The organism is Methylobacterium sp. J-026 (assembly GCF_022829585.1).
GTDB lineage: Bacteria > Pseudomonadota > Alphaproteobacteria > Rhizobiales > Beijerinckiaceae > Methylobacterium.
The window spans coordinates 1-23332 of sequence record NZ_JAKSYC010000266.1; the positions used below are offsets into that span (position 1 = coordinate 1).

Below are 23332 nucleotides of genomic sequence, written 5' to 3' on the forward strand. Positions count from 1 at the left end.
ACGACGAGGCCAAGGGCCGGGAGACCGGTGGCGGCGAGGCCCGGCCGCACTGAAACGCGACGGGCTCCCTCCCCCCTCTGCGGGGGAGGGGGGCCCACGAAGGGGGTCGGGAGAGGGGTGCGACGCTGTCGAGGAAGGCTGCGGCCTTCATCACAGCTGCGCCACTTTCTGAACCCGGGTTCCCCGCTTGCGGGTCTTCGTCACGGCCCGCCCCATGCTGACGCAGGGGCCACCCTCCCCCCTCTGCGGGGGAGGGTGACCCCTGCTGACGCAGGGGCCACCCTCCCCCGCAGAGGGGGGAGGGAAAGGCGCGCGGTTCCGGAATCGACCGGGTGGAGACGGCACCGCCGCCACACCCTATCTTGTACGAAACGGCCGCCCCGCGCCGCGGAGCCGGCCCCGTCAGGCGAGTGAAGGCCGATGACGATCCACAGCGATATCCGCGACGGCGATCCCCGCCCCCTGCACCATGCCAAGGCCGAGACGCCGGAGGTGCTGTACGTCCCGCGCTACACCGGCGTGCAGCGCGTGAACCACTGGATCACCGCGATCCTGTTCACCCTGCTGACCCTTTCGGGGCTGGCGATGTTCACGCCCTACCTGTTCTCGCTCACCGGCCTGTTCGGCGGCGGGCAGGCGACCCGGGCGATCCATCCCTGGTTCGGCGTGGCGCTCGCCGTGAGCTTCTTCTTCCTGTTCGTGCGCTTCTGGAAGCTGAACATCCCCAACAAGGATGATGTCGCGTGGTCCATGAAGATCGGCGACGTGGTCACCAACCGCGAGGACCGGCTGCCCGAACTCGGGAAGTACAATGCCGGGCAGAAGGGCGTGTTCTGGGGCCAGACCGCGCTGATCGGCGTGATGTTCGTCACCGGCCTCGTGATCTGGAACACCTATTTCGGCGGCTTCACCTCGATCGAGACCCAGCGCTGGGCGCTGCTTGCCCACTCGCTCGCCGCCGTGATCGCCATCGCGATCATCGTCGTGCACATCTACGCCGGCATCTGGGTGCGCGGCACCGGCCGGGCGATGGTCCGCGGCACGGTCACGGGCGGCTGGGCCTATCGCCACCACCGCAAGTGGTTCCGGCAGATCGCCGGCAGCAAGGCCCGCGACGGCGCGGTGGACAAGAGCGGATCCTGAGGCGTGGCCAATTTCTTCCGGCGGAAGCCCGCGGCGCCGGCCGCGGATGAGTCGACCCCCGTCGCGGCCGAACCGAAACCCCGCCGCCGGGATTTCTCCGAGCTGCAGCCCGACCCCGACAAGATCGGGATCTCGGGCTCGGTCCCGTTCGTGCGCCTGCCCGATCCGGCGACGCTGTTCGCCGACCGGGCCGAGCGCTTGATTGCGGTCGCGCCCGGCCACCCGCTGGAGGCCTATCTCCGGTTCGTGGCCGCGATCGCCCGGGCCCAGGCGACGCTCCAGGCGAAGGGGCCGCCGGCCACCCCGCCGGACGCGGCCGATCTGGCGCTGCGGAGCGAGCACGGCATGCCGCCCCTGTCGCGGCACAGCCTGGAGGCCGATACGGGCTTCGACGCCTGCCTCCTGGGCCTCCTCGACGCCGTCGACCTCGCCACGGCACCGGAGGCCTCACAGGCGGCGCGGGAGACCCTGCGCGCGGCGTCCCCGGCGGATCGCCTCGACCTCGCCCTGCAGGTCTTCGAGGGGGCGCTGCCGATGGACCGGATCGCCGAATGCGTGTTCGTGGCGGCGGCCCTGCAGATCCGCCTCGCCGAACAGGCCGCCCGCCTCGACACCAAGGTCCTGAAGCCGGTGGCCGACGGCGTCTGCCCGTGCTGCGGCGGTGCCCCGGTGGCGAGCGTCATCGTGGCCTGGACCCCGGCCGACAAGGCCCGCTACCTGAGCTGCTCGCTCTGCGGCACCTTCTGGAACCATGTCCGCATCCGCTGCACCGCCTGCGGCGCAGGCGAGGGCGTCAGCTATTACGGCCTCGACGAGGTCTCGAAGGACGTCCAGGTCGAGACCTGCACGACCTGCCACAGCTACATCAAGCACCTGCACCAGCATCGGGCGCCGACCCTCGACCCGGTGGCGGACGACATCGCCGCCTACGGGCTGGATCTCAAGATCGCCGAGGAGGGGTTCCGTCGGGCCGGGCTGAACCTGCTGTTCGTGATCTAGCTGAACTGCGTCCGCGTTGGGGCAATCCCTATCCTAAGCCAATCCCCCTCATCCTGAGGTGCCGCGGAGCGGCCTCGAAGGAGGGCTCCAGGAATCGCGCGGCCGGCTGGAGGGCTCCTTCGAGGCCTCCGCTGCGCTCCGGCGCCTCAGGATGAGGGAGATGGGTTGGACGCACGTTGAGGATTGAAACCAGAGGCCCCAACGGCGCGCCGAACCGAAAGACTCCGCTCACCGATACCCGTACCGGCTCTTGGCGGCGGCCAGGAGATGCACAGCCTCGCCGGACTTGCCGGCGGCGCATTCCGAGGCGGCCTGCGCCAGATCGGCGTTGAAGCGGTCGCCCACCGGCTTGTTGAGATTGCCGGTGGCGACGTCGCTGTCGACGATCGCCTTGGTGCGCGCGATCTCCGGGCCGCAGCCGCTGCCCGTCGGGAGGGCCAGCGGGGCCGGGACGATGGGCGAGGGCTCCGCCACCGCGGGCGCGGCGCGCTGCTGGCAGGCCCCCAGCGCAGCGACGGCGAGCACGGCGAGGCTGAGGCGCATCGGGAGACGGGACGCGGGCACGGCGATCATCCTGTTGGGGCGCGAGGGGCCGCGCCGCCCGGGTTTTGAGCCGAGCTTGGCAGCGGGTCAATCGCCGCCGCGATAGGATCATCGATCACAGGATGAGGGGCGGCGGATACCCGCCGTGCGGAATTTTGGTGTCATCAGAGGGGTTTGGCGCGCGCGGCCGCCATCACGGTGCCGCCGCGCACGCCAAATCGTGACGGCGGCTACTTCGCCTTGTCGGCCAGCGCCTTCAGGCCGGAATCGTAGATGCCCTGGACCGCGTCGACGGCGACGGTGTCCGGCGCACCCTTGGCGTTGAAGGTCCCGGTCCAGGTCACCTTCGAGCCGGAGCCGGCGGGGGCGACCGAGAGGGTCGACTTGTAGTCCGAGACCGGCAGCGGGCTCTCCAGGATCGTGTAGGTGTAACTCATCACCTTGTCGTCCCGGGAAACCTGCTCCTCCTTGATGGTGCCGCCGCCCTTCAGGCTGAGCGTGCGGACCTTCATGCCGTCCTTGTCGGACAGGGCGCATTTCTCGATGGCCGGGTGCCAGTCGCCGATGCCGCAGAACTCCCCGATCGTCTGCCAGACCTTGGCCGGGGGCGCGGCGATGTCGGCCGAGCGCGTCACGTCCAGGGCGTAGCCCGGCACGGTGGCCGCGGCGAGCGCCAGGGCGGCGAGGGGAAGGGACCGGCAGAACGCGAAAGGCATTTCGGGGGTGTCTCCATCCGTGTCGGATCGCGGCCGCAGCCGCGTGGGCTCTGGGGCCGCGGTGGAGCTAAGCCTGGACGGGGTCCGCGGCAATGGGCGGGCGCCACCGCGCATGACGTTCGCGCCCGGACCACGCGACCGGCGGTCGTCCGGGCGGAGGGGTCTTACCGGGCCCCGCCGGCGGCGCCGTGCGGGACGCGGGTGGCCTACCAGGCGTCCGTCGGGTTCGCGTCGACCGGGTAGCCGTAACCCGCCGCCGGCACGTAGGTCGGGCGGCTCTCGTAGTAGGCCGGCCGCGGGCGGCGGCCCATCTGGTCGCCATCCGCCTGCAGGAATTCCGGCGCGTCGGATCCGCGGCGGCGGGCGACGCGGATGGCGCGCGGCTCACCCTCGACCACCGGCATGTCCGCGCCCTCGATCACCACCCGGGTCCGGCCCATGCCCTGTGCCTTCACGAGATTGAACAGGGTCGCGGCGTTGCGCACCGACAGGCGCACGCAGCCATGCGAGGCCGCCCGGCCGAGGTTGCGGACGTGGTTGGTGCCGTGGATGGCATGGCCCTGGTTCGTGAAGAACATCGCGAAGGGCATCGGGGCATCGTCCCACTCCTTCGAGAAATGCGCGCGCTCCATCCGGAACGGGCGGTAGGACCCAGACGGGGTGTCGTAGCTCTCGACGCCCGTGGAAACGGGCCAGGAATAGCGGGGCTGACCGTCGACCGCGACCTCCATGCGCTGCGTGCCCTTGTCGACGCTGACGAGCACGTCCGCGGAGGCGGGCGCCGGGATTGCGGCCCACAGGAGCAGGCCGGACAGGACCGAGACCAGACCGATACGCATGAGCCACTCCGACTGCGAAACCGCGACGGTTTGCCGTTTGGCTAAGCCTTTGGCAACACCGCGGTTCCCGGCGCAGGCGGTCACGCTTTGCGGAGCGCGGGCCTGCGGTCCCCCGCCCGCCGCCCGGGCCGCGCCCGAATTGAGGCGGGATCCCGCCTCGGTTGACACGCGTCCGGGGCCGGGCGCTTCCTCCCGATTGCAACCTGCCGGAGATCCCATGGCCCTCGACCCCGCCCTCGCCGCCGAGATCGAAGCCTCCGTGGCGGAGGGCTTTGCCGATCAGGTCGCCCACACGCAGGCGCTGGTCCGGTTCGCCTCCCTGCGCGGCGCCGAGCATGCCTGCCAGGACTACGTCTTCGACCGGTTCCGATCCCGCGGCTACGCCACCGAGCGCTTCGCCATGGACCGGGACGCCATCGCGGCCCATCCGGGCGGCTCGAAGATCGACCCGGCGCACCACTCGGACGCGCCGATCGTCGTCTGCCACCACCGGCCGAGCACCGAGACCGGGCGCTCCCTGATCCTGCAGGCCCATGTCGACGTCGTGCCGACGGGCCCCCTCGACCTCTGGACCCATCCCCCCTTCGACCCGGTGATCGAGGGCGACTGGATGTACGGCCGCGGCGCCGGCGACATGAAGGCCGGGCACGCGGCCAACCTGTTCGCCCTCGATGCGCTCGCCCGCCTGGGCCTGCAGCCGGCGGCCTCGGTGACGGTCCAGTCCGTGGTCGAGGAGGAATCCACCGGCAACGGCGCCCTGATGACCCATCTGCGCGGTTACCGGGCCAATGCCGTGCTGATCCCCGAGCCGGAGGACGAGAAGCTCGTGCGCGCCAATACCGGCGTGCTGTGGTTCACCGTCGAGGTCCGGGGCGTGCCGGTCCACGTGCGCGAGATGGGTGCGGGCGCCAACGCCATCGACGCCACCTACCGGGTGATCGGCGCGCTCCGCGAGGTCGAGGCCCGCTGGAACGCCGAGGCGGCCGGGCACCGGCACTTCGAGGGGGAGGACCACCCGATCAACCTCAATATCGGCCGGATCGCGGGCGGCGACTGGGCCTCCTCGGTCCCGGCCTGGTGCCGGATCGACTGCCGGGTGGCGCTCTACCCGGGTGTGCCGGCGGCGCGGGCCGCGGCCGAGATCGAGGCCGCGGTGGCGCGGTTCGCCCGCACCGATTCGTTCCTGGCCAACAACCCGCCCCGGGTGGCGTTCAACGGCTTCTTCGCCGAGGGCTACGTGCTCGACGCCGGTTCCGAGGCCGAGGCCGTGCTCGGCCGCGCCCATGAACGGGCGATGGGCGCGCCGCTTCAGAGCTTCATGAGCGCGAGCTACCTCGATACGCGGGTCCACGCCCTCTACGACCGGGTGCCGGCCCTGTGCTACGGGCCGAGAGCGGAGGCGATCCACGGCTTCGACGAGCGCGTGAGCCTGGCCTCCGTGCAGCGCTGCACCACCGCGATGGCGCTGTTCGTGGCCGAATGGTGCGGGACGGAGCGGCGGCCGGGCTGAGACGCGCCGCGCGCTGACAGGCGCTACACCCCCGCCCCGTACGCCGCCCGCGTCGCCTGGAGCCCCGCATCGAGGTCGAAGCGGGGCTGGAAGCCGACCTCCGCGCGCAGGCGGGTCACGTCCGCCGCGATGCAGGCCGGCTCGCCCGCGGCGAGCGGCCGGGCGCCGAAATCGATCCGGTCCGGGCGGCCGGTCAGGCGGCCGATCCGCTCCAGGATCGCCCGCACCGGCGGCGCCGTCCCCGAGCCGATATTGACCGGTCCCGCGACCTCCGAGTCCACCAGGGCCGCGAACGCCCCGGCCGCGTCCGCCACGTGGCTGAAATCCCGGCGCTGATGGCCCGGGCTGGTGCCGAAGCGCGCCCCCGCCTCAAGCGCCCGGATCGCGTCGCCGACCAGCCGGCCGGGCTTCTCCCCGGGCCCGTACAGGAAGAACAGCCGCCCCCAGGCGAGGGACAGGCCGGTCTCGCCCGCATAGGCCTCGAGGACGCGCCGCGTGCCGTCCTTGGCGGCGCCGTACAGGGTCGCGGGCGCGCAGAGCGCGTCCTCGCGCAGGTGCTCCGGCCCCCAGGCATATTCGGCGCAGGTGCCGGCCGCGACCGCCCGCCCGCCCCCGGCCTCCCGGAAGGCGCGGACCAGCGCGAGGCTCGCCGCGACCCAGTCGAGGTTGGCGGGCGAGCGCCAGTACAGGCCCGGCTCGGCGTACCAGGCGAGGTGCAGAAGGTGGCTCGCCCGGACGGCGCCGACGACACGCCGCATCGCCGCCGTGTCCAGCAGGTCCACCGGGTGAAAGGTGGTCTCCGCGGCCGGCGGCCGGCGTCCGAGGGCGTGGACCGCGAAGCCGCGGGCCTGGAGCGCCGGGATCGCGTGGGCGCCGACGAACCCGGTCGCCCCGGTGAGGAGGACGCGGCGCTCGCCCACGCTCATACGACCGGATCCGCGCCGGTCCAGGCCGGATAGGTGCGGTCGCGCTCGGCGATCACCGCCACGGGCTCCGGCCAGGCCACGGCGAGCGCCGGGTCGTCCCAGCGCAGGCCGCGGGCGGCCTCGGCCACGTAGGCGCGGTCGATCATGTAGAGCACCTCCGTGTCGTCGCGGAGCGTCTGGAAGCCGTGGGCGAACCCCGCCGGGATGTACAGCGCCGCCCGGTTCTCCGCCGAGAGCTCGATCCCCGCCGCCCGGAGATAGGTCGGCGAGCCCCGGCGCAGGTCGACGATCACGTCGTGGATCGCCCCCATCGTGCAGCGCACGAGCTTGGTCTCGGCGTGCGGGGCCAGGGCGTAGTGCATCCCGCGCACCGTGCCGCGCAGCCGGTTGAACGACACGCTCGACTGCCGGAACCGGCCGACCAGGCCGCGCTCGGCCAGCGTGTCCTCGCAGACCGTGCGGGCGAAGAAGCCGCGTTCGTCCGTGTGCGGGCGGATCCCGATCCGATAGGCGCCCGCCAGCGGCAGCTCCTCGACGATCACCGGCCTACTCCACGCTCAGGCTCGGGATGCAGGTGACGAAGCGTCCGCCCCAGGCGCGAATGCCGGCCATCTCGTCCATGACCTCGGCCTTCAGGTTCCACGGCAGGATCAGCACGGTGTCCGGGCGCAGCGCCAGCAGCGCCTCGGGGGCGATCACCGGGATCCGGCTGCCGGGCAGGAGCCGGCCCTGCTTGTGCGGCGAGCGGTCGGCCACCGCCGCGACCAGCTCCGGGCCGATCCCGCAATAGTTCAGGAAGGTGTTGCCCTTGGCGGCCGCCCCGTAGCCCACGACCCGCCGGCCCGCCCGGCGCTCGGCGATCAGGAAGTCCAGGCTCGCGCATTTGATCGCGATCACGGACTCGGCGAACCGCGCGTAGCCCTCGGCCGAGAACAGGCCGCCGGCCCGCTCGGCGTCCAGCACCCGCGCCACGGCGGGCGTCGGCGCGTGCGGCCCGTCGGCGTGACAGAAGAACACCCGCAGCGAGCCGCCATGGGTCGGCAGTTCCGCCACGTCGAACACCCGCAGGCCCGAGCGCTCCAGGATGCCGGACACGACACCGAGCGAGAGGTAGGAAAAATGCTCGTGGTAGATCGTGTCGAACTGCTTGTGCTCGATCATGCGCAGCAGGTGCGGGAACTCGAAGGTGCCGACGCCGTCGCGCTTCAGCAGCACCTGGAATCCGGCCACGAAGTCGAGGATGTCGGGGACGTGGGCGAGGACGTTGTTGGCCGCCATCAGGTCGGCGCCGTGGCCCTGGGCCTTCAGCCGCTCGGCGGTGGCGCGGCCGAAGAACGCGACCTCGGTCGGCACGCCCTTGTCCCGTGCCGCGGCCGCGACGTTGGCGGCCGGCTCGACGCCGAGCACCGGCACCCCGCGGGCGACGAAGTACTGGAGCAGGTAGCCGTCGTTGCTCGCGACCTCCACCACCGTGCTGTCCGGCCCCAGGCCGAAGCGCCCGGTCATCGCCGCGACGTAGGCCTCCGCGTGGCGCAGCCAGCCCGCGGAGAAGCCGGAGAAATAGGCGTAGTCGGAGAAGATCTGCTCCGGGCTCTCGAACGCTTCGAGCTGCACCAGCCAGCAGGTCTCGCAGACATAGGCGTGGAGCGGGTAGACCATCTCCCCCTGCCCGGCCCGCTCGGGCGGGACGTAGGCATTGGCGAGCGGCGACAGGCCGAGATCGGCCACGGTGCGGGTGAGCGGCGCACCGCAGGACCGGCAGCGGGCCCGGGCCGCGGCGGCGGGGAGAGGTTCCGTTCCTGCGCTCATGCCCGGTCCCCCGTCTCCGCCAGCGCTGCGTAGCGCGCGATCTGATCCAACGTCAGCGCGGCGGCGTCCGCGCCCTCCCCTTGGGCGCGGTACCACGCCCCGGTCCAGTCGAGCGCCTCGGCGAGCGCCAGCCGCCGGTCCCAGCCGAGATGCGCGCGCGCCTTCGACGCGTCGACCTTGAGGAAGGTCGCCTCGTGCGGGTGGGGGCCGGCGGAAAGCCGCCACTGCGCGCCCGCCCCCCAGCCCCGGGCGAGCCCGGCCACCACCTCGGAGACCGGCCGGCAATCCGCGTCGGCCGGGCCGAAGTTCCAGCCTTCCGCGTAGCGTCCCCCGTCCGCCCCGCACAGGGCCTCGGCCAGCGCCAGGTAGCCCGAGAGCGGCTCCAGGACATGCTGCCAGGGCCGCACCGCACCCGGCGCGCGGATCTCCACCGGCGCGCCGCGCGCGAAGGCGCGCACCGCGTCCGGGACCAGGCGGTCGAGGGACCAGTCGCCGCCGCCGATGACGTTGCCGGCCCGGGCGCTGGCGATCCGCGCGGGGTGGGCGCCTGCGCCGAAGAACGAGGCGCGGTAGGCGCTGGTGACGAGCTCGGAGCAGCCCTTCGAGTTGGAATAGGGGTCGCGCCCGCCCATCGGCTCGTCCTCGCGGTAGGCCCAGACCCACTCGCGGTTCTCGTAGGCCTTGTCGCTCGTGACGATCACCACGGCGCGGACCGACGGGCAGGCGCGCACCGCCTCCAGCAGGTGGACCGTGCCCATGACGTTGCTGGCGTAGGTGCCGACCGGGTCGGCGTAGGACGGCCGGACCAGCGCCTGGGCGGCCAGATGCAGGACGATCTCGGGCCGCGCCTCGGCCACGCAGGCGGCGAGCGCCGCGGCCTCGCGCACGTCGCCGATCCGGCTGTCGATCCGGGCCGGCAGATCGGTGAGCGCGCACAGGCTCGGTTCGGTCTCCGGCGCCAGCGCGAAGCCGGTGACCCGGGCGCCGAGATGCGTGAGCCACAGGCTCAGCCAGCCGCCCTTGAAGCCGGTATGGCCGGTGACCAGCACCCGCCGGCCGGCCCAGAAGCCCGGATCCGGATTGCGCGCGCCCATCACCACACCATCCAGGGGGCGGCCCGGCGCGTCCAGAGCGCCTCGAGCTGGTTCTTGTCGCGCAGGGTGTCCATCGCCTGCCAGAACCCGGTATGCCGGTAGGCCTGGAGCTGCCCCTCGCGTGCCAGGCGTTCCAGCGGCTCGTTCTCCCACACGGTGCTGTCGCCCGTCACGTAGTCGAGCACGCGCGGGTCGAGGACGAAGAAGCCGCCGTTGATGACCGCGCCGTCGCCGGCGGGCTTCTCCCGGAAGTTGCGGATCGCGTCGCCCTCCAGCTCCAGGGCGCCGAACCGCCCGGGCGGGGCCACGGCGGTCAGGGTCGCCATCCGGCCGTGGGCCCTGTGGAAGGCGGCGAGCGCGGTCAGGTCCACGTCCGAGACCCCGTCGCCGTAGGTCATGAAGAACGGCTCGGTCCCGAGATAGGGGCGCACGCGCTTCAGCCGGCCGCCGGTCATGGTCTCGGGCCCGGTCTCGATCAGCGACACGCTCCAGTCCTCGGCGCCGCTGCGGTGGAACTCGATCGCGCCCGTGCCGGTCTCGACGGTGACGTCGGAGAGGTGGAGCCGGTAGTTGAGGAAGAATTCCTTGATCATGTAGCCGCGGTAGCCGAGGCAGATCACGAACTCGCGCACCCCGTGGGCCGCGAAGCCCTTCATGATGTGCCACAGGATCGGCTGGCCGCCGATCTCGACCATCGGCTTCGGGCGCGTCCCGGTCTCCTCCGACAGGCGCGTCCCGAGGCCGCCCGCCAAGATCACCGCCTTCATCCCTGCCTCCCCGGCAATCCGTCGGTCCCGCCGGAGCGTCGCGCCGCGCCGGCGGCGCGGGGGCCGGCCTTCCACTCCGATCCCGTGCGGCTTACGCGCGAAGGCCGATGCTGTACAACCCGTCATCACCCCGGGCGGCGACGCCTCCTCCGGACGCGGCCGGGTCGGCGGGAGCCCCCGCCCGCGCGGACCCCCCCTCGTCACGCCGGCCGGCAGCCTCTATCAGCCTCGCCGTGAAGGCCCGCGGTCCGGCCGCCCGGGCCCGCCACGCCGTCGGAGTGCCCGAAGACCATGTCGACCCGGACCGCCGCCGTCCTCTACCTCGCCCGCGGCTACGACGCCGACCACGCCGACCGGTTCCGGCGCTTCGCCGCCTCCTACCGGGCGCATCCGGCCGGCCACGACCACGCGCTCTACGTGATCTTCAAGGGATTCGCCGACGCCACGCAGCGCTCGGCCGCGGAAGAGGCCTTCGACGGCCTGCCCGTCCAGGCGATCGATACCGACGATCTCAGCTTCGACCTCGGCGCCTACGCGGATGCCCTGTCGCGCGTGCGCGAGGACCACGTCTGCTTCCTCAACACGAACGCGGAGCTCAACGCCCCGCACTGGCTCGCCAAGCTGCTGCGCAACCTGGACAGCCCCGGCGTCGGCCTGGTCGGCGCGACGGGGTCCTTCGAGAGCCTGCGCTACATCAACCGGCTGTTCCCGGATTTCCCGAATCCGCACCTGCGGACCAACGCCTTCGCGATGCGGCGGGAGCACGCCGCCGCCCTGCTCGGCACCTATGCCATCCGGTCCAAGCTCGACGCCTTCTTCGCGGAGAGCGGCCCGGACGGCCTCACCCGGCGGGTCATGGCCCTGGGCCTGACCTGCCTGATCGTCGGCGCAGACGGGCGCGGCTACGCGCCGCCGCTCTGGCCGGAGAGCGAGACCTCCCGGCAGGGCGGCCAGGCCAACCTGCTCGTGCACGACAACTACACGCGCGGCTTCGAGGCGATGGACGCCCGCGCCCGCACCGAGGTGACCTTCGCATCCTGGGGCCGCGCGATCCCCGCCACCGTGATCGAGGCTTAGGACCCTCGGACGCGATGGTTTCGGAAGGTCCGGGCCCCAGCCCATGTCGAGGTGTCGAGCGGCCCTCTGGAAACCTGGCTCAGAGCCGGTCGTCGAAGGCCAGATTCGCGGCCGGGTAGTCGATCATCAGCCGGCGCTGGGCCTCGGTGTTCGCCCAGTCGCCGATCTTCATGTACCCGCCCCCGACATCCCGGACCTCGATGGCCTGGCCCACCGTCTCGATCGACTGGAAGCCCTGCGGCCAGTTGCACGAGAAGTAGAACACCTGCTCCACGCGCTCCGAGACGTGGCAGACGCCGGGGCCGAACGAGCCGAAGCCGAAGACGAGGTAGCGGCCGTCGGCGATCGCCGCGACGTCGTCGGCGAGGGTGCCGCTCTGCGTCGTCAGCGGCAGGCCGATCTCCGCGACATAGGCCTCCAGCGCCGGGATCACCGGGTTCGCCCGGTTCTCGAACACCATCTTGACCGACCGGATCCGGCCTTCGCCCATCAGGCGCTCGATCACCATCCGGTAGAAGGCGAGCGGCGGCTGCGGGTAGTTCGGGTCGATCCAGGTGCTGAAGATGTCGCCCGACCGGATGTGGATGATCAACTCGTCCGCGGGCTTGGCCGGGAACGCCGCCGGCAGGCCGTTGAACACCCGGCGGATGTAGGTGTGGACGATCGCGCGCACCGGCAGGGGATCGCGCGCGTTCACGAGGGGCTGGAACGGCGAATCGAAGAACATCCCCGACAGGAAGTAGCCGTCGTCCGGCAGCGGCTCGTCGGCGGGGATGAACGTGATCCCGGCGCAGGTCAGGCGCTCCGTGAGGAAGATCACCTGGCTCCGGTCGATCTTGGGGATCTTCACGAGCTTCAGCCCGAGGGCGCGCGCCACCGAGATGGCGATGGCGTACTGAACGAGGCAATTGCCGAAGGCGCCGTTCTCCAGGAGCGCGAGGCCGACGATCGCCTTGGAGCGCGGATGCGGCGCGCACACGAGGCTGTAGGAGGTGTGCAGCACCGCCTCCGGACGCTCGTGCAGGATGTTGAAGGCGACGCCGAGCTGGCTGCGGAAGGCGATCAGGTCGAGCGCTGCGGCGGCGCACCAGACCTGCAGCCGCCCGGGCGTCGCCCCGGCTCCGACGGGGAGCACCGCGCGGACGTGGCGGGCCCAACCCGCCACCCCGGCGGCGACGGCCAGCCGGATCGCCCCGTCCGCCTCGGTCTGGGTCTGCCCCGCCGGCTCCACCTCCGACCACGTCAGCCCGTCGGACGAGACGGCGAGCCGGAGGGCGGCCCCCGCCCCGCTCCGGCCGTCCTCGACCGGGCTGACCGACACGGCCGAGATCGGGAAGCGCGCGCCAAGATCGACCTGGAGCGTCAGCGCCATGCCGTCGTGAGAGCGTGTCTGATCCCGGGTGGCCGCGACATCCACGCAATCTTCGGTCCGATCGGCTGCTGCGGCCATGCGATGCTCTCGTCGGCTCCCGGATGCCCCCGTCACGGTCGGCGGACCGGCATTTACGGCGGCGCGCGGGCGGCCGGGTCGAGCCGCTTCCGCCCGTTCCGGGGCGATGGCGCGCGGGCGCGTCCGACAGGGCCACGCGGTGACGGGACCGCGTCACGCCCCGCGCGGGCGCAGCTCTAGCCGGATGTCTCGCGGCCAGGCAAGGCGCGGCGGCCGCGGGATGGCCTGGTGCCGGCAAGGCGGTTGACCGCGCCCCCGCGACCTGCTCAGAGCCCGGCGATGACCGCGCCGTTCGACGATCCGGACCTCTACGTCAACGTCGCCCTGGGCAGGCCGGCGAGCCAGAGTTCCCGGCCGGCCTGGTGCCCCCTGGGTCCGGACGGGCTCGTCGACGGGGATTTCAGCCGGGAATACAACGCCCATACGGAAGCGGACCCGCCGGCCTGGTGGCAGGTCGACCTGGGCCAGCGCCTGCCCCTGGCGGCGATCGTCGTCCACAATCGGCGGGAGGTGGCGCGGGAGGCGGCCCGCTCGCTGCGGGTCGAGGTCTCGGAGGACGGGACCGCCTGGACCCTGATCCACGCCGGGCTGACCCATTTCCGGGCGAAGGGGCAGGCGATCCCCCTGCAGCTTCCCCTGGCCGGCTTGGTCTGGGCCCGCTTCGTCAGGGTCTCCCTCGACGAGCGCCAGCCGCTGGTCCTGACCCAGGTCGAGGTCTTCGTCGAGCGGCCGGCCCTCGAACTGATCCGCCTGCGCGACGCGATCGGCCTCGACGTGCCGCTGCTGGCCGAGACCCCCGGCGCGGTCGAGCAGATGAGCTACGCCCTCGTCGGCGTCCCCGGCACCCGGGACGCCCCGCTGATCGGCGTGTCGCTCGTGCTCAACGCCGCCCTCGGCAACGGCCTGATGCAGCACTCGATGGCGATCGCCATCGCCCGCAGGCTGGGCCTGCGCTACGTCAAGCTCGCCACCCGGGAGAGCAGCGGGGTGATCGCCCGTACCGAGCCGGTGGAACTCGGCGGCCTCACCTTCCTGCCGGCCGCCGACCCCCTGCCCCCGGGCGGCTGGTTCCTGGAGGGCTATTTCTGGGAGCTGGAGCACCACACCCGCTTCGCCCGGGACCTGCTCACGCCGCAGGAGAAGCGCGCGATGGTCCGCACGGTCATCCACCCGCTCTACAACCTGCTGCCGCCCGTGTTCGCGCCGAAGCCCGAGGACGAACTGATCATCCATCTCCGGTCGGGCGACGTGTTCAGCACCTGGGTCAACGCGGCCTATATCCAGCCGCCGCTGTCCTTCTACACCCTGGTCATCGACCGCTTCCTGGAGGCGGGCCGCATCGGCCGGGTCAAGCTCGTCTACGAGAACCGCCTGAACCCGGTGATCGAGGCGCTGGAGGCCCATCTCGCGGCCCGGGCGATCCCGTTCACCGTGCAGAGCGGGACCATCGTCGAGGACACCGCCGCCCTGGTGAACGGGCGCCACCTCGTCTTCGGGTTCGGGACGCTCGGGCCGGCGATCTGCTACCTGTCCGACTCGGTCGAGACCGTGGTCACCTTCGCCAACGGCTACGATCACCGGTTCCGGGAGATCCCGACCGTCCGAAACGTGGTCGAGGTGGTCGATACCGGCGACTACATCCGGCCGGGCGGCTGGACCAATTCCCCCGAGCAGCGCCGGACGATGATCGACTACCCGGCCGCCAACCTGCGCCTCGACGGGACGATCTGAGCCGCCGGATTTATGGGCCTCCGGCACAGAAAAAGGTAAGCCGGCTTCGATGTTCACGTATCGCTGCCGGATGGGGGCAATGGCCGTACCCCGCGCGCCCTCCCTCCCCCCTCCCGACCCCCTTCGGGGGCCACCCTCTCCCGCAGAGGGGGGAGGGAGACGCGCGGGGGGCGGCCTGGCCTGCATCCGGCCGCGCTGTGCGAACGTCGGAGCCCACACGCGAGCGGAGACCCGCGCCCTCTCTGCCCAGAGCATGACCGCGACGGCGATTGAGGCCCGGATCGCCCGGGACGGCGATCAGGCCGCGTCCGCGGCGGCGAGGCGTTCCGTCCCGGCCGGCGCCGGGTCCAGGCCGTAATAGTCGCGCATCAGATCGCCGTACTCGGCCGCCGCGATGGGCCCGCGGATCCGGCCGCGTGGCGAGACGTCGACCGCGAGCAGGCGGTCGTTGAACCCGGACGGATCGTGGATCAGCCCGTAGGGCAGGACGTGCCCGTGCGGATAGGCCCGCAGCCGCTCCCCCTGCGCGCCGAGGTCGAAGGCCACCACCGGCAGGCCGGTGCGCAGGCCCAGGGTCAGGGCGTAGGAGTAGGTCTCCGGCCAGATCGCCGGCTGCAGCACGATGTCGGCGAAGGCGCGCGCCGTGAGGTCCAGGGCCTCGTCGTCGCTGCTGTAGCGGCCGGTCTCGGTCACGCCGACGGCCTTCAGCGCCGGACGCAGCGCCGGGTCGGAGTAGCCCACGATGGTGAAGTCGATCGGCAGGTCCCGGTCGCGGGCATCCACGGCGAGCGCCTGGAGGAAGCGTGCGCCCTTCATCATGTTGATGGCACCGAGCACCGCCACCCGGCGCCGGCCCTCCTGGCGCTTGCGGATCGCGGGCCGGATCCGGCGGTCCGCCTCGAAATGGGGCCGCACGGTGATCGCGAGATCCGGATAGGCCGCGGCGAGGCGCCCGGCCGTGTCCGGCGAGGGGGCGAAGACCCGCGCGGCACCGGCCAGGAACGCGCCGAACGCCGCCCGCCGCGCCTCCGGATCCGGCTCCTCGAAGCCCTGCTGGTCCGCATTCAGGCAGCCGCGGCAGACCGGGACCGGGGCGAGCCCGCAATAGCTGCCGTCGGGCTGGACCAGGTGGTTGCGGTGGCAGACCGGCGAGAAGTCGTGCAGCGTCCAGGCGTAGGGGCGCCCGGACTCCGCCACCAGCCGCATCATCGTCCGCGCCGCCGACCAGCGCAGGCCGGCCAGCGAGTGGACGTGGATCAATTGCGGCGCCAGCCAGCCGAGGAACTCGGCGATCTGGGCCTCGTCGTGGGGGAGATACAGGCTCTCGACCGTCGGCAGGTAGAGCAGGTCGCCGCTGCGGTACGAGACGTTGATCTGGAGGTTGCGGTCCCGGTCGACCGACAGCAGGACCACGCTGGTCCCCTCCCCCTGGAGTCGGGCGATCATGTCCTCGATGTGCCGCTGGATGCCCCCGCCCCAGCTATGGGTCACGAACAGGACGGCCCGCTCCCGGAAGTGCCGGGCCAGCCGGTACAGGTCGATCCGCGCCCGCGTCCGGCGGCCGGGATCGGCCTGGACGAACTGGCCGACCACGGCCGGATAGTCGGGGTGCTTGGCGAGCAAGGCCGCCTGCCCCTGGTCGTACTCGCCGCCCTCGTCGAGCCCGAACGAGATCTGGCCGGCGTGATAGACGAACACGTCCTCGGCGAGCAGGTTGACGTAACCCGCCTTGAGCGCGCGCATGCACCAGTCGTTCTCCTCGCCGTAGCCCTTGCCGAAGGCGATTTCGTCGAGCACCCCGACGGCCTCCAGGGACGGCGCCGTCATGTACATGCAGAAGCCGACGCCGGTGGGCACCGTCACGGCATGCCCCCGGTTGATCCGGGCCACGGCGGCGTCGAGCTCGGGCCGCGCGATCTCCAGCTGCATGCTGTTGTTGGCGTTGAACTTCGGATAGCTGCAGATCGTGGCGTTGTTCGACAGCGGCGTGATGCTGCCGACAAGCGGCCGGGCCTCGGCATGGGCGACCAGGCGGTCGAGCCAGTCGCCGAAGACCTGGGCGTCGGAATTGAGCAGGACGACGGCCTTGCCCTGGCGCAGGGACAGGCCGCGGTTGACCGAGCGCACGAAGCCGAGATTCTGCGCGTTCTCGACGAGGTGGAACAGGCCGCGGCCGGCGAGATCCGCCAGCTCCGCGGTGAGACCCGGATCGGGCGAGCGGTCGTTGATGGCGAGCAGCGTGAACCGGGTCCGCTGCCGGGCCGAGAGGCAGGCATGGATGGCGCGCAGGGTCTCGCCGCGCCCCTTGTAGACCGGCATGATGACGACGACGTCGGCCCCGGCGATCGGCAGGGCCCGGGGCAGGCCGTCCCATTCGTGCGGTTCGGGGGCGGTCATGGCCGGCCAGGTGCCGAGATCCTCGGGGCAGGCCATCAGCCCGGCGGCGTGGCCGGTGCGGACGTAGTGCAGGAACGGCGATTCCCCCGCGGCCAGCAGGTGGCCGTAGGTCTTGCCGTAGAAATCGTACGAGAAGCGCTTGTTCGGCAGCCGTCCCTCGTGCTGGCCGTGGGCGACGAAATGGGCGAGCGGCCCGCCCCGGGCCCCGGCGACGTCGGGATAGCGCCTCGCGTAGAAATCGGCGTCGAAATGGGGCTCCATCAGGAGCGCCTCGTCGGCCAGGGCCTCGTCCGCCTCCGAGGGCGGCGCCCCGTAGCGCGGGTCGAAGGTTCCGGCCGCGACGTCGACGCCGAGCATCACCGCGGTGGCGAGGTGGTGGACGAAGGGCGCCACCCCGGTCTCCAGCACGGAACCGTGCTGGTCGAGGTAGTCCTGACCGTTGAAATCCGCGCGCGGATTGCGCCCCGTCCGCCAGCCGCGCTCGCAATAGTCGCGGACCGCGTCGACCGTATCGGGCACGCCGTAGCGCGCGCGGTAGTAGGCGTGATCGAAATGCAGCGCCGCCAGGGCGGTCTGCAGCCGCAGATACGCTTCGCGATCGACCGGCTCGCGGCCGATCTGCGCGATCCAGGCCGTGTCCTCCACGGGCGGCCGTTCCGGGCGGAAGCCGCAGACGCGCAGCAACGTGTAGAGCGTCGCGTGCTGCGGTCCCGGATCGCGGCCCTCGCGCCAGCCCGTGCTGGCGAAATGCGCGTAGGGCCGCAGGCCGCTGCCGCGCACGTCCGCGTAGGTCGCCCGGTACCAGTCGTCGTCGACCGCCGGGAAGCTGACCTGGCCGGGACCCGAGAACGGCGTCTCCCCCGCGAGCAGCGTCTCGGCGATGGTGCGGAAGAACGGGTCGCCGCGCACCACGCGGTTGTCGGCCCGCGCCTGCACGAACCCCGCCGGGTCGAAGTCCTGGCGCGGGCTGCGCATCTCGCGCCACGCGCCGGCCGCGTAGGCGCGCAGGAGCTTCTCGTCGGACCGGTCGTCGCCGCGGCCGCGGTAATAGGCGGCGTCGAAATACGGCGCGATCGTCGCGATCCGGAAGGCCACCGCCTCGTCCTCGCTCGCCGGCCGCGCCTTGCCGCCGTGCCGGACGTAGTGCAGCAGCGGATTCTCGGTTGCGTAGCTGATGCCGTGCGACAGGCAGTAATACGGGACGTCGAAGTTCGGCGACGGGTCGCGGCCCTCGCGCCAGCCCGAGCTCATGTAGTGGCTGCCGGGATCGACGCCGGCGGCCCGGAGGTCGGGGTTTCCGGCGAGATAATGGTCGGCGTCGACGAGCCGGCGCGCGAGGCGGGCCGCGCGGCGGGGGTCGGGTTGCGGGATCGCCTGCACGCCCCGGGCCAGCAGGGCGCGCAGGTAGTGCAGGAACGGATTCACCTCCGTGTGCGCGAGGAACGGGTGCGCGGCGAGGTAGGCGGCGGTCGAGAAGTCCGGGCGCGGGTCCCGGCCCTGGCGCCAGCCGGTGCGGAGATAGTCGCGCAGCGCCGCCGGGCCGCCGATCCCGTACCAGCTCTCGTAGAAGGCCGCGTCGAAATGGGGTGCGAGGGCGGCGAGCTGCTCGGCCTCGGCGGTCGGATCGGTCGCTGCCGGCAGGCCGCCGCGGGCGAGGAGGCGCACCAGGGGATTGCGGCTCGCGCGGGTCTCCGGCGCCCCCGCCCACCGGTGATAGCGCCCGTCGAGGCGGCTCAGCGCGCGCAGGGCGCCGCTGTGGGCGATGGCTGTGCCGACGGTCCGGCCGAGGCCGCTCAGGCTGCGACGGCCGCCCCGGGTGAAGCGCAGCACCATCACGGCACCTCTCGGCTCGGGCGCAGGGCGCCCGCAGGGCTCGCGGGCGCGGTCGCGCGGATCGGGTCGGTCGGGCTCATGAGGACTTGGTGCCGGAGGACTCGGTGCTGGGGCGGCGGTCGATGGCCGCGCGGATGTGGTCTCGCTGAGCGCACTAATGGAACCGCTCGGCCCCGTAAACTCGCCCGCCCGCGCCCTCAGGGCACCGGCTGGCCATCGTAGTTCGGCGGCCCCAGCCGCAGGACGGCCGCGTTGTAGTAGGGATCGTGCGCGATCCGCGCCCCCCAGCGCCGCGCGAAGCGCGCAGCCTCGTCGGCCCGGATCGGCGATGGCCGCCCCGGGCGCGTGTCGGCCAGCACCGCCCCCGGCTCGTAGACGACCCGGAGGCCCGCCGCGCGCCGGCCGAGGCAGTAGTCGACGTCCCACAGCGCCCCGTCCAGACCCGCGTCGAAGCCGCCGGCCGCGCGGAACGCCTCGGCCCGGGTCATCAGGCAGGCGCCGCTCACGGCGAGGAAATTCCGGGCCGCCGCCGCGCTGAAGAAGTAGCCGTCGGCGCCGCCATGGCCCTCGCGGATCGGCTCGGGGCTGCCACCGTTCATCACGATGCCCGCATGCCGGAATTGCCCGTCCGCACCGATCAGGCGGGCCCCGACGACGCCGATCCCGGGCTTGTCGAACTGGATCAGCATGCGCTCGATCCAGTGGCGTTCGACCGGCTCCAGATCCGGATCGAGGAAGAGCAGGAACGGGCCCGTGGCCGCCCGGGCGCCGGCGTTGAACCCCCGCGCGGGGCCGGCCGTGGGCTCGGCCGCGACGGTCCGGCATCCGGCCGCCCGGAGCGCCCCCGCCTCGGCGGCGCCGGCCTCCCGGTCCAGGACGGCGACCACGTCGAGGGGGCCGTGGCTCGATGCCTCGCGGATCGCCGCGATCCGATCGAGGAAGGCCGCGACCGCCCGCGGCTCCCCGCCGGCGGGCCCGAGTGCCAGCGCGGCGATCAGCGAGACGGTCTCGTCGCGCGGGCCCGGAGCGACAGCGTAGCGACGTGCGCCGCGCGCGGCCTCGACGCGGGCGCCCGCGCGGCCGGTCCGCGCCAGGTGCTCGCCGATCAGCGCCCGCTCGGTCTCGTCCGCGCCGGAGCGCCGGTCCGGCCCGCGCAGCAGGATCCGGCGCAGGTGCCGCACCGGGGCGCCCGCCGCCCCGAGGCGCAGGCTCAGCGCGAAGGCGCTGCGCGCGTCCGGGACGAGGTCGGCCACCGCCGCGCCGCGGTAGCAGGCCGCCCGGCCGATATAATCGACGCTCTCCAGGTAGTCCGGGCTCCAACCGGGCTTGAAGAACGGCAGGATCCCGTCCGGCCCCTCGATCTCCTCGTCCCCGTAGATCAGGTCCGCCGCGGGGGCCCGGTTGATGTCGCAGGCGAGGTCGTAGAGGGCGCGCGGCGGCAGCGCGTCGCCGGCCTTCAGCCAGAGCAGGTAGGCCTCCGTCCGATCCCGGAGGGCCTCGGCCGCGGCCGCCCGCGTGTCGCAGACCTGGATCCGGTCGTAGATCTGCCGCGCCAGCGAGGCGCGCGTGCGCGCCTCCGCCTCCGCATCCCCGCCCTCGACCAGCACGACGAAGGTCGGCCGCACGACCATCAGCCCGATATGGCGGTGGATGTCCTGGATCTCGGCGGCGAGCGCCAGCCGTTCGGCGGCGACGCGCCGGGCATGGAGGGCCTCCAGCGGCAGCGGCGCCCGACCCTCGGCGCGCCCGGCGACGGCGAAATGGGCGAGGGGGTTGAGGCCGGCGCGCGCCACGTCGGGGTGGCGTTCGAGATACCAGCGGGTCGAGAAGTCCGGGCTCGGATCCCGTCCCTCCGCCACGCCGAGATGCAGGTAATGGTGCAGCGGCGTCTCGTAGGCGTCGATCAGGTCCGGATAGGTCCGCAGGTACCAGCCGCCGTCGAACAGCGGGTGCGGCTCGGAGCCGATATGGACCCCGCGCGCGATGTAGTCGGCCAGCGGATCCGCATCCGGGCCGAGTTCGGGATGGCGCGCCCGGTACCACGCGGCGTCGAACAGGGGGTTCGGATCGATGCCGGCCCGGATCCCGTGCGCCAGATAGTGGACGAGGGGGTTGGCCGCGCCGAGATCCGGGACCCGGCCGCGATACCAGCCGCTGTCGAACAGCGGGTGCGGGTCGCGCCCCTCCCGGCCGCCGTCGCCGAGGAAGTGGACCAGGGGGTTCTGCCCGGAGCCGGCCACGTCCGGATTGCGCGCGAGGTACCAGGACGTGTCGAACAGCCGGCAGGGGTCGCGGCCCTCGGCGGCGCCCCCCGCGATGAAATGCGCGAGCGGGCTCCCCCCGCTCGCGACGAGATCCGTGTTCCGGGCGCGGTAGAAGGCGGCGTCGAACAGCGGATGCGGATCGAGCCCGGCGCCGTGCAGCCGGTAATGCAGCAGCGGGTTGCCGCCCCGGGCCGCGGGGTTGCGCTGCAGATACCAGGCCGCGTCGAACAGGGGATGCGGGTCGGTCTCGCCGCGGTCCTTCAGGTAATGCAGGAGCGGGTTCGCCCGGGCCTCGGCCGCCTCCGGCACCTGCCGCAGGTAGTGGGCGGGATCGAACAGCGGGTGCGGGCCCAGGCCGGCCCGGGCCCCCTCGGTGAGATAATGGATCGCCGGGTTCATTCCGCTCTCGGCGACGTCCGGCGCCTGGTCGAGGTACCAGGGCGAGTCGAACAGCGGGTGCGGCTCGGCGCCGTCCTCGGGATCCCGGCCGAGATAATCGAGCAGCGCGTTCTCCCCCGCACCCGGGAACCGGCCGCGGTACCACACCGTGTCGAACAGCGGGTGCGGGTCGTAGCCGAGCCGCGCGCCGGTCCGCAGGTAATGGACGAGGGGGTTCTCGCCGGTGGCCGCGACCTCCGGGTGGCGGGCGAGATACCACGCGCTGTCGAACAGGGGATGGGGATCGACGCCCTCCCGGCCGCCATCGGCGAGGAAGTGCAGCAGCGGGTTGAGTCCCGCCGCCCGCACGTCCGGGCGCTGGCGCAGGTACCATCCGGTGTCAAACAGCGGATGGACGTTGCGGCCCTCGCGGCCCCCCTCGGCGAGGTAGTGCTGCAGCGGGTTCGCCCCCGCCCCGGCCACGTCGCTGTTGCAGGCGAAGTACCAGGCGGTATCGAAGAGCGGGTGCGGATCGAGCGTCGCGGCGGCGCCGTGCGTGACGTAGTGCAGGAGCGCGCCCGCCCCGGCCTGCGGGGCCTGGGCCCGGTACCACGCGGTGTCGAACAGGGGGTTCGGATCGAACCCGGCCTCGGTCCGGTGCGCGATGTAGTGGGCGAGCGGATCCTCCGCCGCCTCCGGATGGCGGGCCGCGTACCAGGCGGGGTCGAACAGGCCGGATTCCGAGATCGCCTGCGCGACCGCGGCGGTCTCGGGGGATACCGCGCGGGCGGGCTCCGAACGTTCCGGAGCGGACAGGTCGGAGTGCGGCGCGGCGTCCATGTCGTCCTGAGGTCTCGAGCGGGCGCAACTGATAGCCAGGGCTCCGGCGGGCCGCAACGGCCGGCACCGAGATCGCCCGGGCGCCGCGCGGCCTCCCGGGACGCGGCCCTAACCGTCAGCGGGCCGCAGCGTCGGCAGTTCGGAGGGCGGCGGCCGCAGGTCCTGGCGCTCGGTCGGCGGCAGTCCGTCCCAGGCCCGGCGCAGCCTGTCGTAGGCGCCGCGATAGCGCTCCAGGGCCCGCTGGATGTCGGTGGCCGCGGGCAGCGCCGAACCGTCGATGACGGGCGCGCCGGCGGGCCGGGGGATGGGGCCAACGCCGGTGATGCTCACCCGGTCGGTTCGTGCGCGCAGCAGGTCGGCCGCTTCCGACAGCCGCGCGGCGTAGTCGGCCAGCGTTCGCCGGCAGGTGTAGAACTCCGCCTGTGCGAAGGCATAATCCGCGACGGTCAGGGCGGCGTTGGTCATCGTGGTCATCCCGCGCGATCCCGTCGAAGCATGGACGATGGACACCGGTTCGGCGGCGCGCGCGGTCGAGGGCTCGACGCCATGCCCGGCACCCGGCGATCCCATCCCGCCCGAAGGAGGCCCCCGGCCGGCCGCGCGATCCCCGGAGGACGCCGCTGCGCTTCGGCAGTTCAGGAAGCGGGCGTGGCTTGGATCGCCCTCCCCTCGGGAAGGACCGGCCCCGTCAGCGTGTCGCGTAAAGTGTGGCAATCCGATCGCGGCGGGCTTTAGGGCCCTCGGAACGGCCGAGTCAAGGCAGTGCCCGGGGGGCGGTGATCAAGTCCGGATGCCTCAGTCCGCCGCCGCCGCGACGTTCGAGGCCCCGCCGGCATCGCGCGACTCGGACGCAAAGATCGAAAACGACGTGCCAAACTAAGAGCGCCTAACAGAACGGCACCGAGCGGGGTTTTCAGCGTTGGTTTGGCATGGCCAGACTGCTTCTTCCCGTTGATCTCTGGGATGAGATCGCGCCGCTCCTGCCGCCGCCTCGGCCGCGTCCGAAGGGCGGGCGT

17 protein-coding genes and 1 pseudogene are annotated in these 23332 nt (G+C 72.7%); 6 read left to right on the plus strand and 12 right to left on the minus strand.

Translation table 11 applies throughout. The features are described 5' to 3' along the window. Positions 1-420: 420 nt before the first annotated feature. Positions 421-1143 (plus strand): formate dehydrogenase subunit gamma, encoded by a 723-nt coding sequence (locus MKK69_RS22255; RefSeq protein ID WP_243971529.1) that lies wholly within the window; start codon positions 421-423, stop codon positions 1141-1143. 3 nt (positions 1144-1146) lie between these two features. Beyond that, positions 1147-2142 carry a formate dehydrogenase accessory protein FdhE gene (gene fdhE, locus MKK69_RS22260; RefSeq protein ID WP_243971531.1) on the plus strand — a complete coding sequence of 332 codons (996 nt, stop codon included), beginning with the start codon at positions 1147-1149 and terminating at the stop codon, positions 2140-2142. A 228-nt stretch (positions 2143-2370) separates the two neighbouring features. Here the strand turns inward: fdhE and MKK69_RS22265 are convergent, their stop codons facing one another. The 3 genes from MKK69_RS22265 to MKK69_RS22275 all read right to left on the minus strand — a co-directional run bounded on the left by MKK69_RS22265 (position 2371) and on the right by MKK69_RS22275 (position 4240). Then, positions 2371-2715 carry a hypothetical protein gene (locus MKK69_RS22265; RefSeq protein ID WP_243971533.1) on the minus strand — a complete coding sequence of 115 codons (345 nt, stop codon included), beginning with the start codon at positions 2713-2715 and terminating at the stop codon, positions 2371-2373. A gap of 200 nt (positions 2716-2915) precedes the next feature. After that, the gene (locus MKK69_RS22270) at positions 2916-3401 is read right to left on the minus strand and encodes an SRPBCC family protein (RefSeq protein WP_243971535.1); all 486 of its coding nucleotides are present in this window, start codon (positions 3399-3401) and stop codon (positions 2916-2918) included. A 206-nt stretch (positions 3402-3607) separates the two neighbouring features. Continuing rightward, complete coding sequence (locus MKK69_RS22275; protein ID WP_243971537.1) at positions 3608-4240, minus strand: L,D-transpeptidase; 633 nt, start codon at positions 4238-4240, stop codon at positions 3608-3610. Positions 4241-4457: 217 nt separating this feature from the next. Between MKK69_RS22275 and MKK69_RS22280 the strand changes: the two genes are divergently transcribed. Beyond that, the gene (locus MKK69_RS22280) at positions 4458-5750 is read left to right on the plus strand and encodes an ArgE/DapE family deacylase (protein ID WP_243971539.1); all 1293 of its coding nucleotides are present in this window, start codon (positions 4458-4460) and stop codon (positions 5748-5750) included. Positions 5751-5773: 23 nt separating this feature from the next. Here MKK69_RS22280 and MKK69_RS22285 read toward each other — a convergent pair whose 3' ends face one another. From MKK69_RS22285 to rfbF, 5 genes are read right to left on the minus strand one after another with little or no spacing between them, the layout of a single operon-like run. Then, entirely contained in the window at positions 5774-6676 is a 903-nt protein-coding gene (locus MKK69_RS22285; RefSeq protein WP_243971540.1) for an NAD-dependent epimerase/dehydratase family protein, read from the minus strand. Next, positions 6673-7218: a dTDP-4-dehydrorhamnose 3,5-epimerase family protein gene (locus MKK69_RS22290; protein ID WP_243971542.1), complete on the minus strand. Its 546-nt coding sequence runs from the start codon at positions 7216-7218 to the stop codon at positions 6673-6675. The genes MKK69_RS22285 and MKK69_RS22290 overlap by 4 nt, the downstream gene beginning before the upstream one ends. A gap of 4 nt (positions 7219-7222) precedes the next feature. Then, entirely contained in the window at positions 7223-8485 is a 1263-nt protein-coding gene (locus MKK69_RS22295) for a class I SAM-dependent methyltransferase (RefSeq protein ID WP_243971544.1), read from the minus strand. After that, entirely contained in the window at positions 8482-9579 is a 1098-nt protein-coding gene (rfbG, locus tag MKK69_RS22300) for a CDP-glucose 4,6-dehydratase (protein ID WP_243971546.1), read from the minus strand. The genes MKK69_RS22295 and rfbG overlap by 4 nt, the downstream gene beginning before the upstream one ends. Continuing rightward, the gene (rfbF, locus tag MKK69_RS22305) at positions 9579-10346 is read right to left on the minus strand and encodes a glucose-1-phosphate cytidylyltransferase (RefSeq protein WP_243971548.1); all 768 of its coding nucleotides are present in this window, start codon (positions 10344-10346) and stop codon (positions 9579-9581) included. The genes rfbG and rfbF overlap by 1 nt, the downstream gene beginning before the upstream one ends. A 291-nt stretch (positions 10347-10637) precedes the next feature. Between rfbF and MKK69_RS22310 the strand changes: the two genes are divergently transcribed. Beyond that, positions 10638-11423, plus strand: coding sequence for a hypothetical protein (locus MKK69_RS22310; protein WP_243971550.1), 786 nt, complete (start codon positions 10638-10640; stop codon positions 11421-11423). 79 nt (positions 11424-11502) lie between these two features. On the opposite strand, the gene MKK69_RS22315 is transcribed toward MKK69_RS22310, so the two are convergent. Beyond that, entirely contained in the window at positions 11503-12873 is a 1371-nt protein-coding gene (locus MKK69_RS22315) for a discoidin domain-containing protein (RefSeq protein ID WP_243971552.1), read from the minus strand. Between the two features lie 279 nt (positions 12874-13152). Between MKK69_RS22315 and MKK69_RS22320 the strand changes: the two genes are divergently transcribed. Beyond that, the gene (locus MKK69_RS22320; protein ID WP_243971554.1) at positions 13153-14604 is read left to right on the plus strand and encodes a discoidin domain-containing protein; all 1452 of its coding nucleotides are present in this window, start codon (positions 13153-13155) and stop codon (positions 14602-14604) included. Between the two features lie 297 nt (positions 14605-14901). Here the strand turns inward: MKK69_RS22320 and MKK69_RS22325 are convergent, their stop codons facing one another. The 3 genes from MKK69_RS22325 to MKK69_RS22335 all read right to left on the minus strand — a co-directional run bounded on the left by MKK69_RS22325 (position 14902) and on the right by MKK69_RS22335 (position 22790). Beyond that, on the minus strand, positions 14902-18834 hold the full coding sequence (locus MKK69_RS22325; RefSeq protein ID WP_243971556.1) for a glycosyltransferase: 3933 nt from the start codon (positions 18832-18834) through the stop codon (positions 14902-14904). 197 nt (positions 18835-19031) lie between these two features. Then, entirely contained in the window at positions 19032-22316 is a 3285-nt protein-coding gene (locus tag MKK69_RS22330) for a glycosyltransferase (protein ID WP_243971558.1), read from the minus strand. Positions 22317-22424: 108 nt separating this feature from the next. Then, the gene (locus tag MKK69_RS22335) at positions 22425-22790 is read right to left on the minus strand and encodes a hypothetical protein (protein ID WP_243971560.1); all 366 of its coding nucleotides are present in this window, start codon (positions 22788-22790) and stop codon (positions 22425-22427) included. Positions 22791-23245: 455 nt separating this feature from the next. On the opposite strand from MKK69_RS22335, the pseudogene MKK69_RS22340 reads away from it, so the two are divergent. Then, a pseudogene (locus MKK69_RS22340) lies at positions 23246-23332 on the plus strand (IS5/IS1182 family transposase); the annotation flags it as partial.

Excerpts from the sequence above, each read along its gene's own strand:
- MKK69_RS22295 (WP_243971544.1), bottom strand. The coding sequence starts at position 8,485 with ATGAGCGCAGGAACGGAACCTCTCCCCGCCGCCGCGGCCCGGGCCCGC.
- MKK69_RS22325 (WP_243971556.1), bottom strand. The coding sequence starts at position 18,834 with ATGGTGCTGCGCTTCACCCGGGGCGGCCGTCGCAGCCTGAGCGGCCTC.
- MKK69_RS22270 (WP_243971535.1), bottom strand. The coding sequence starts at position 3,401 with ATGCCTTTCGCGTTCTGCCGGTCCCTTCCCCTCGCCGCCCTGGCGCTC.
- MKK69_RS22285 (WP_243971540.1), bottom strand. The coding sequence starts at position 6,676 with ATGAGCGTGGGCGAGCGCCGCGTCCTCCTCACCGGGGCGACCGGGTTC.
- MKK69_RS22280 (WP_243971539.1), top strand. The coding sequence starts at position 4,458 with ATGGCCCTCGACCCCGCCCTCGCCGCCGAGATCGAAGCCTCCGTGGCG.
- MKK69_RS22255 (WP_243971529.1), top strand. The coding sequence starts at position 421 with ATGACGATCCACAGCGATATCCGCGACGGCGATCCCCGCCCCCTGCAC.
- MKK69_RS22320 (WP_243971554.1), top strand. The coding sequence starts at position 13,153 with ATGACCGCGCCGTTCGACGATCCGGACCTCTACGTCAACGTCGCCCTG.
- MKK69_RS22310 (WP_243971550.1), top strand. The coding sequence starts at position 10,638 with ATGTCGACCCGGACCGCCGCCGTCCTCTACCTCGCCCGCGGCTACGAC.
- rfbG (WP_243971546.1), bottom strand. The coding sequence starts at position 9,579 with ATGGGCGCGCGCAATCCGGATCCGGGCTTCTGGGCCGGCCGGCGGGTG.
- rfbF (WP_243971548.1), bottom strand. The coding sequence starts at position 10,346 with ATGAAGGCGGTGATCTTGGCGGGCGGCCTCGGGACGCGCCTGTCGGAG.
- MKK69_RS22275 (WP_243971537.1), bottom strand. The coding sequence starts at position 4,240 with ATGCGTATCGGTCTGGTCTCGGTCCTGTCCGGCCTGCTCCTGTGGGCC.
- MKK69_RS22335 (WP_243971560.1), bottom strand. The coding sequence starts at position 22,790 with ATGACCACGATGACCAACGCCGCCCTGACCGTCGCGGATTATGCCTTC.
- MKK69_RS22330 (WP_243971558.1), bottom strand. The coding sequence starts at position 22,316 with ATGGACGCCGCGCCGCACTCCGACCTGTCCGCTCCGGAACGTTCGGAG.
- MKK69_RS22265 (WP_243971533.1), bottom strand. The coding sequence starts at position 2,715 with ATGATCGCCGTGCCCGCGTCCCGTCTCCCGATGCGCCTCAGCCTCGCC.
- MKK69_RS22315 (WP_243971552.1), bottom strand. The coding sequence starts at position 12,873 with ATGGCCGCAGCAGCCGATCGGACCGAAGATTGCGTGGATGTCGCGGCC.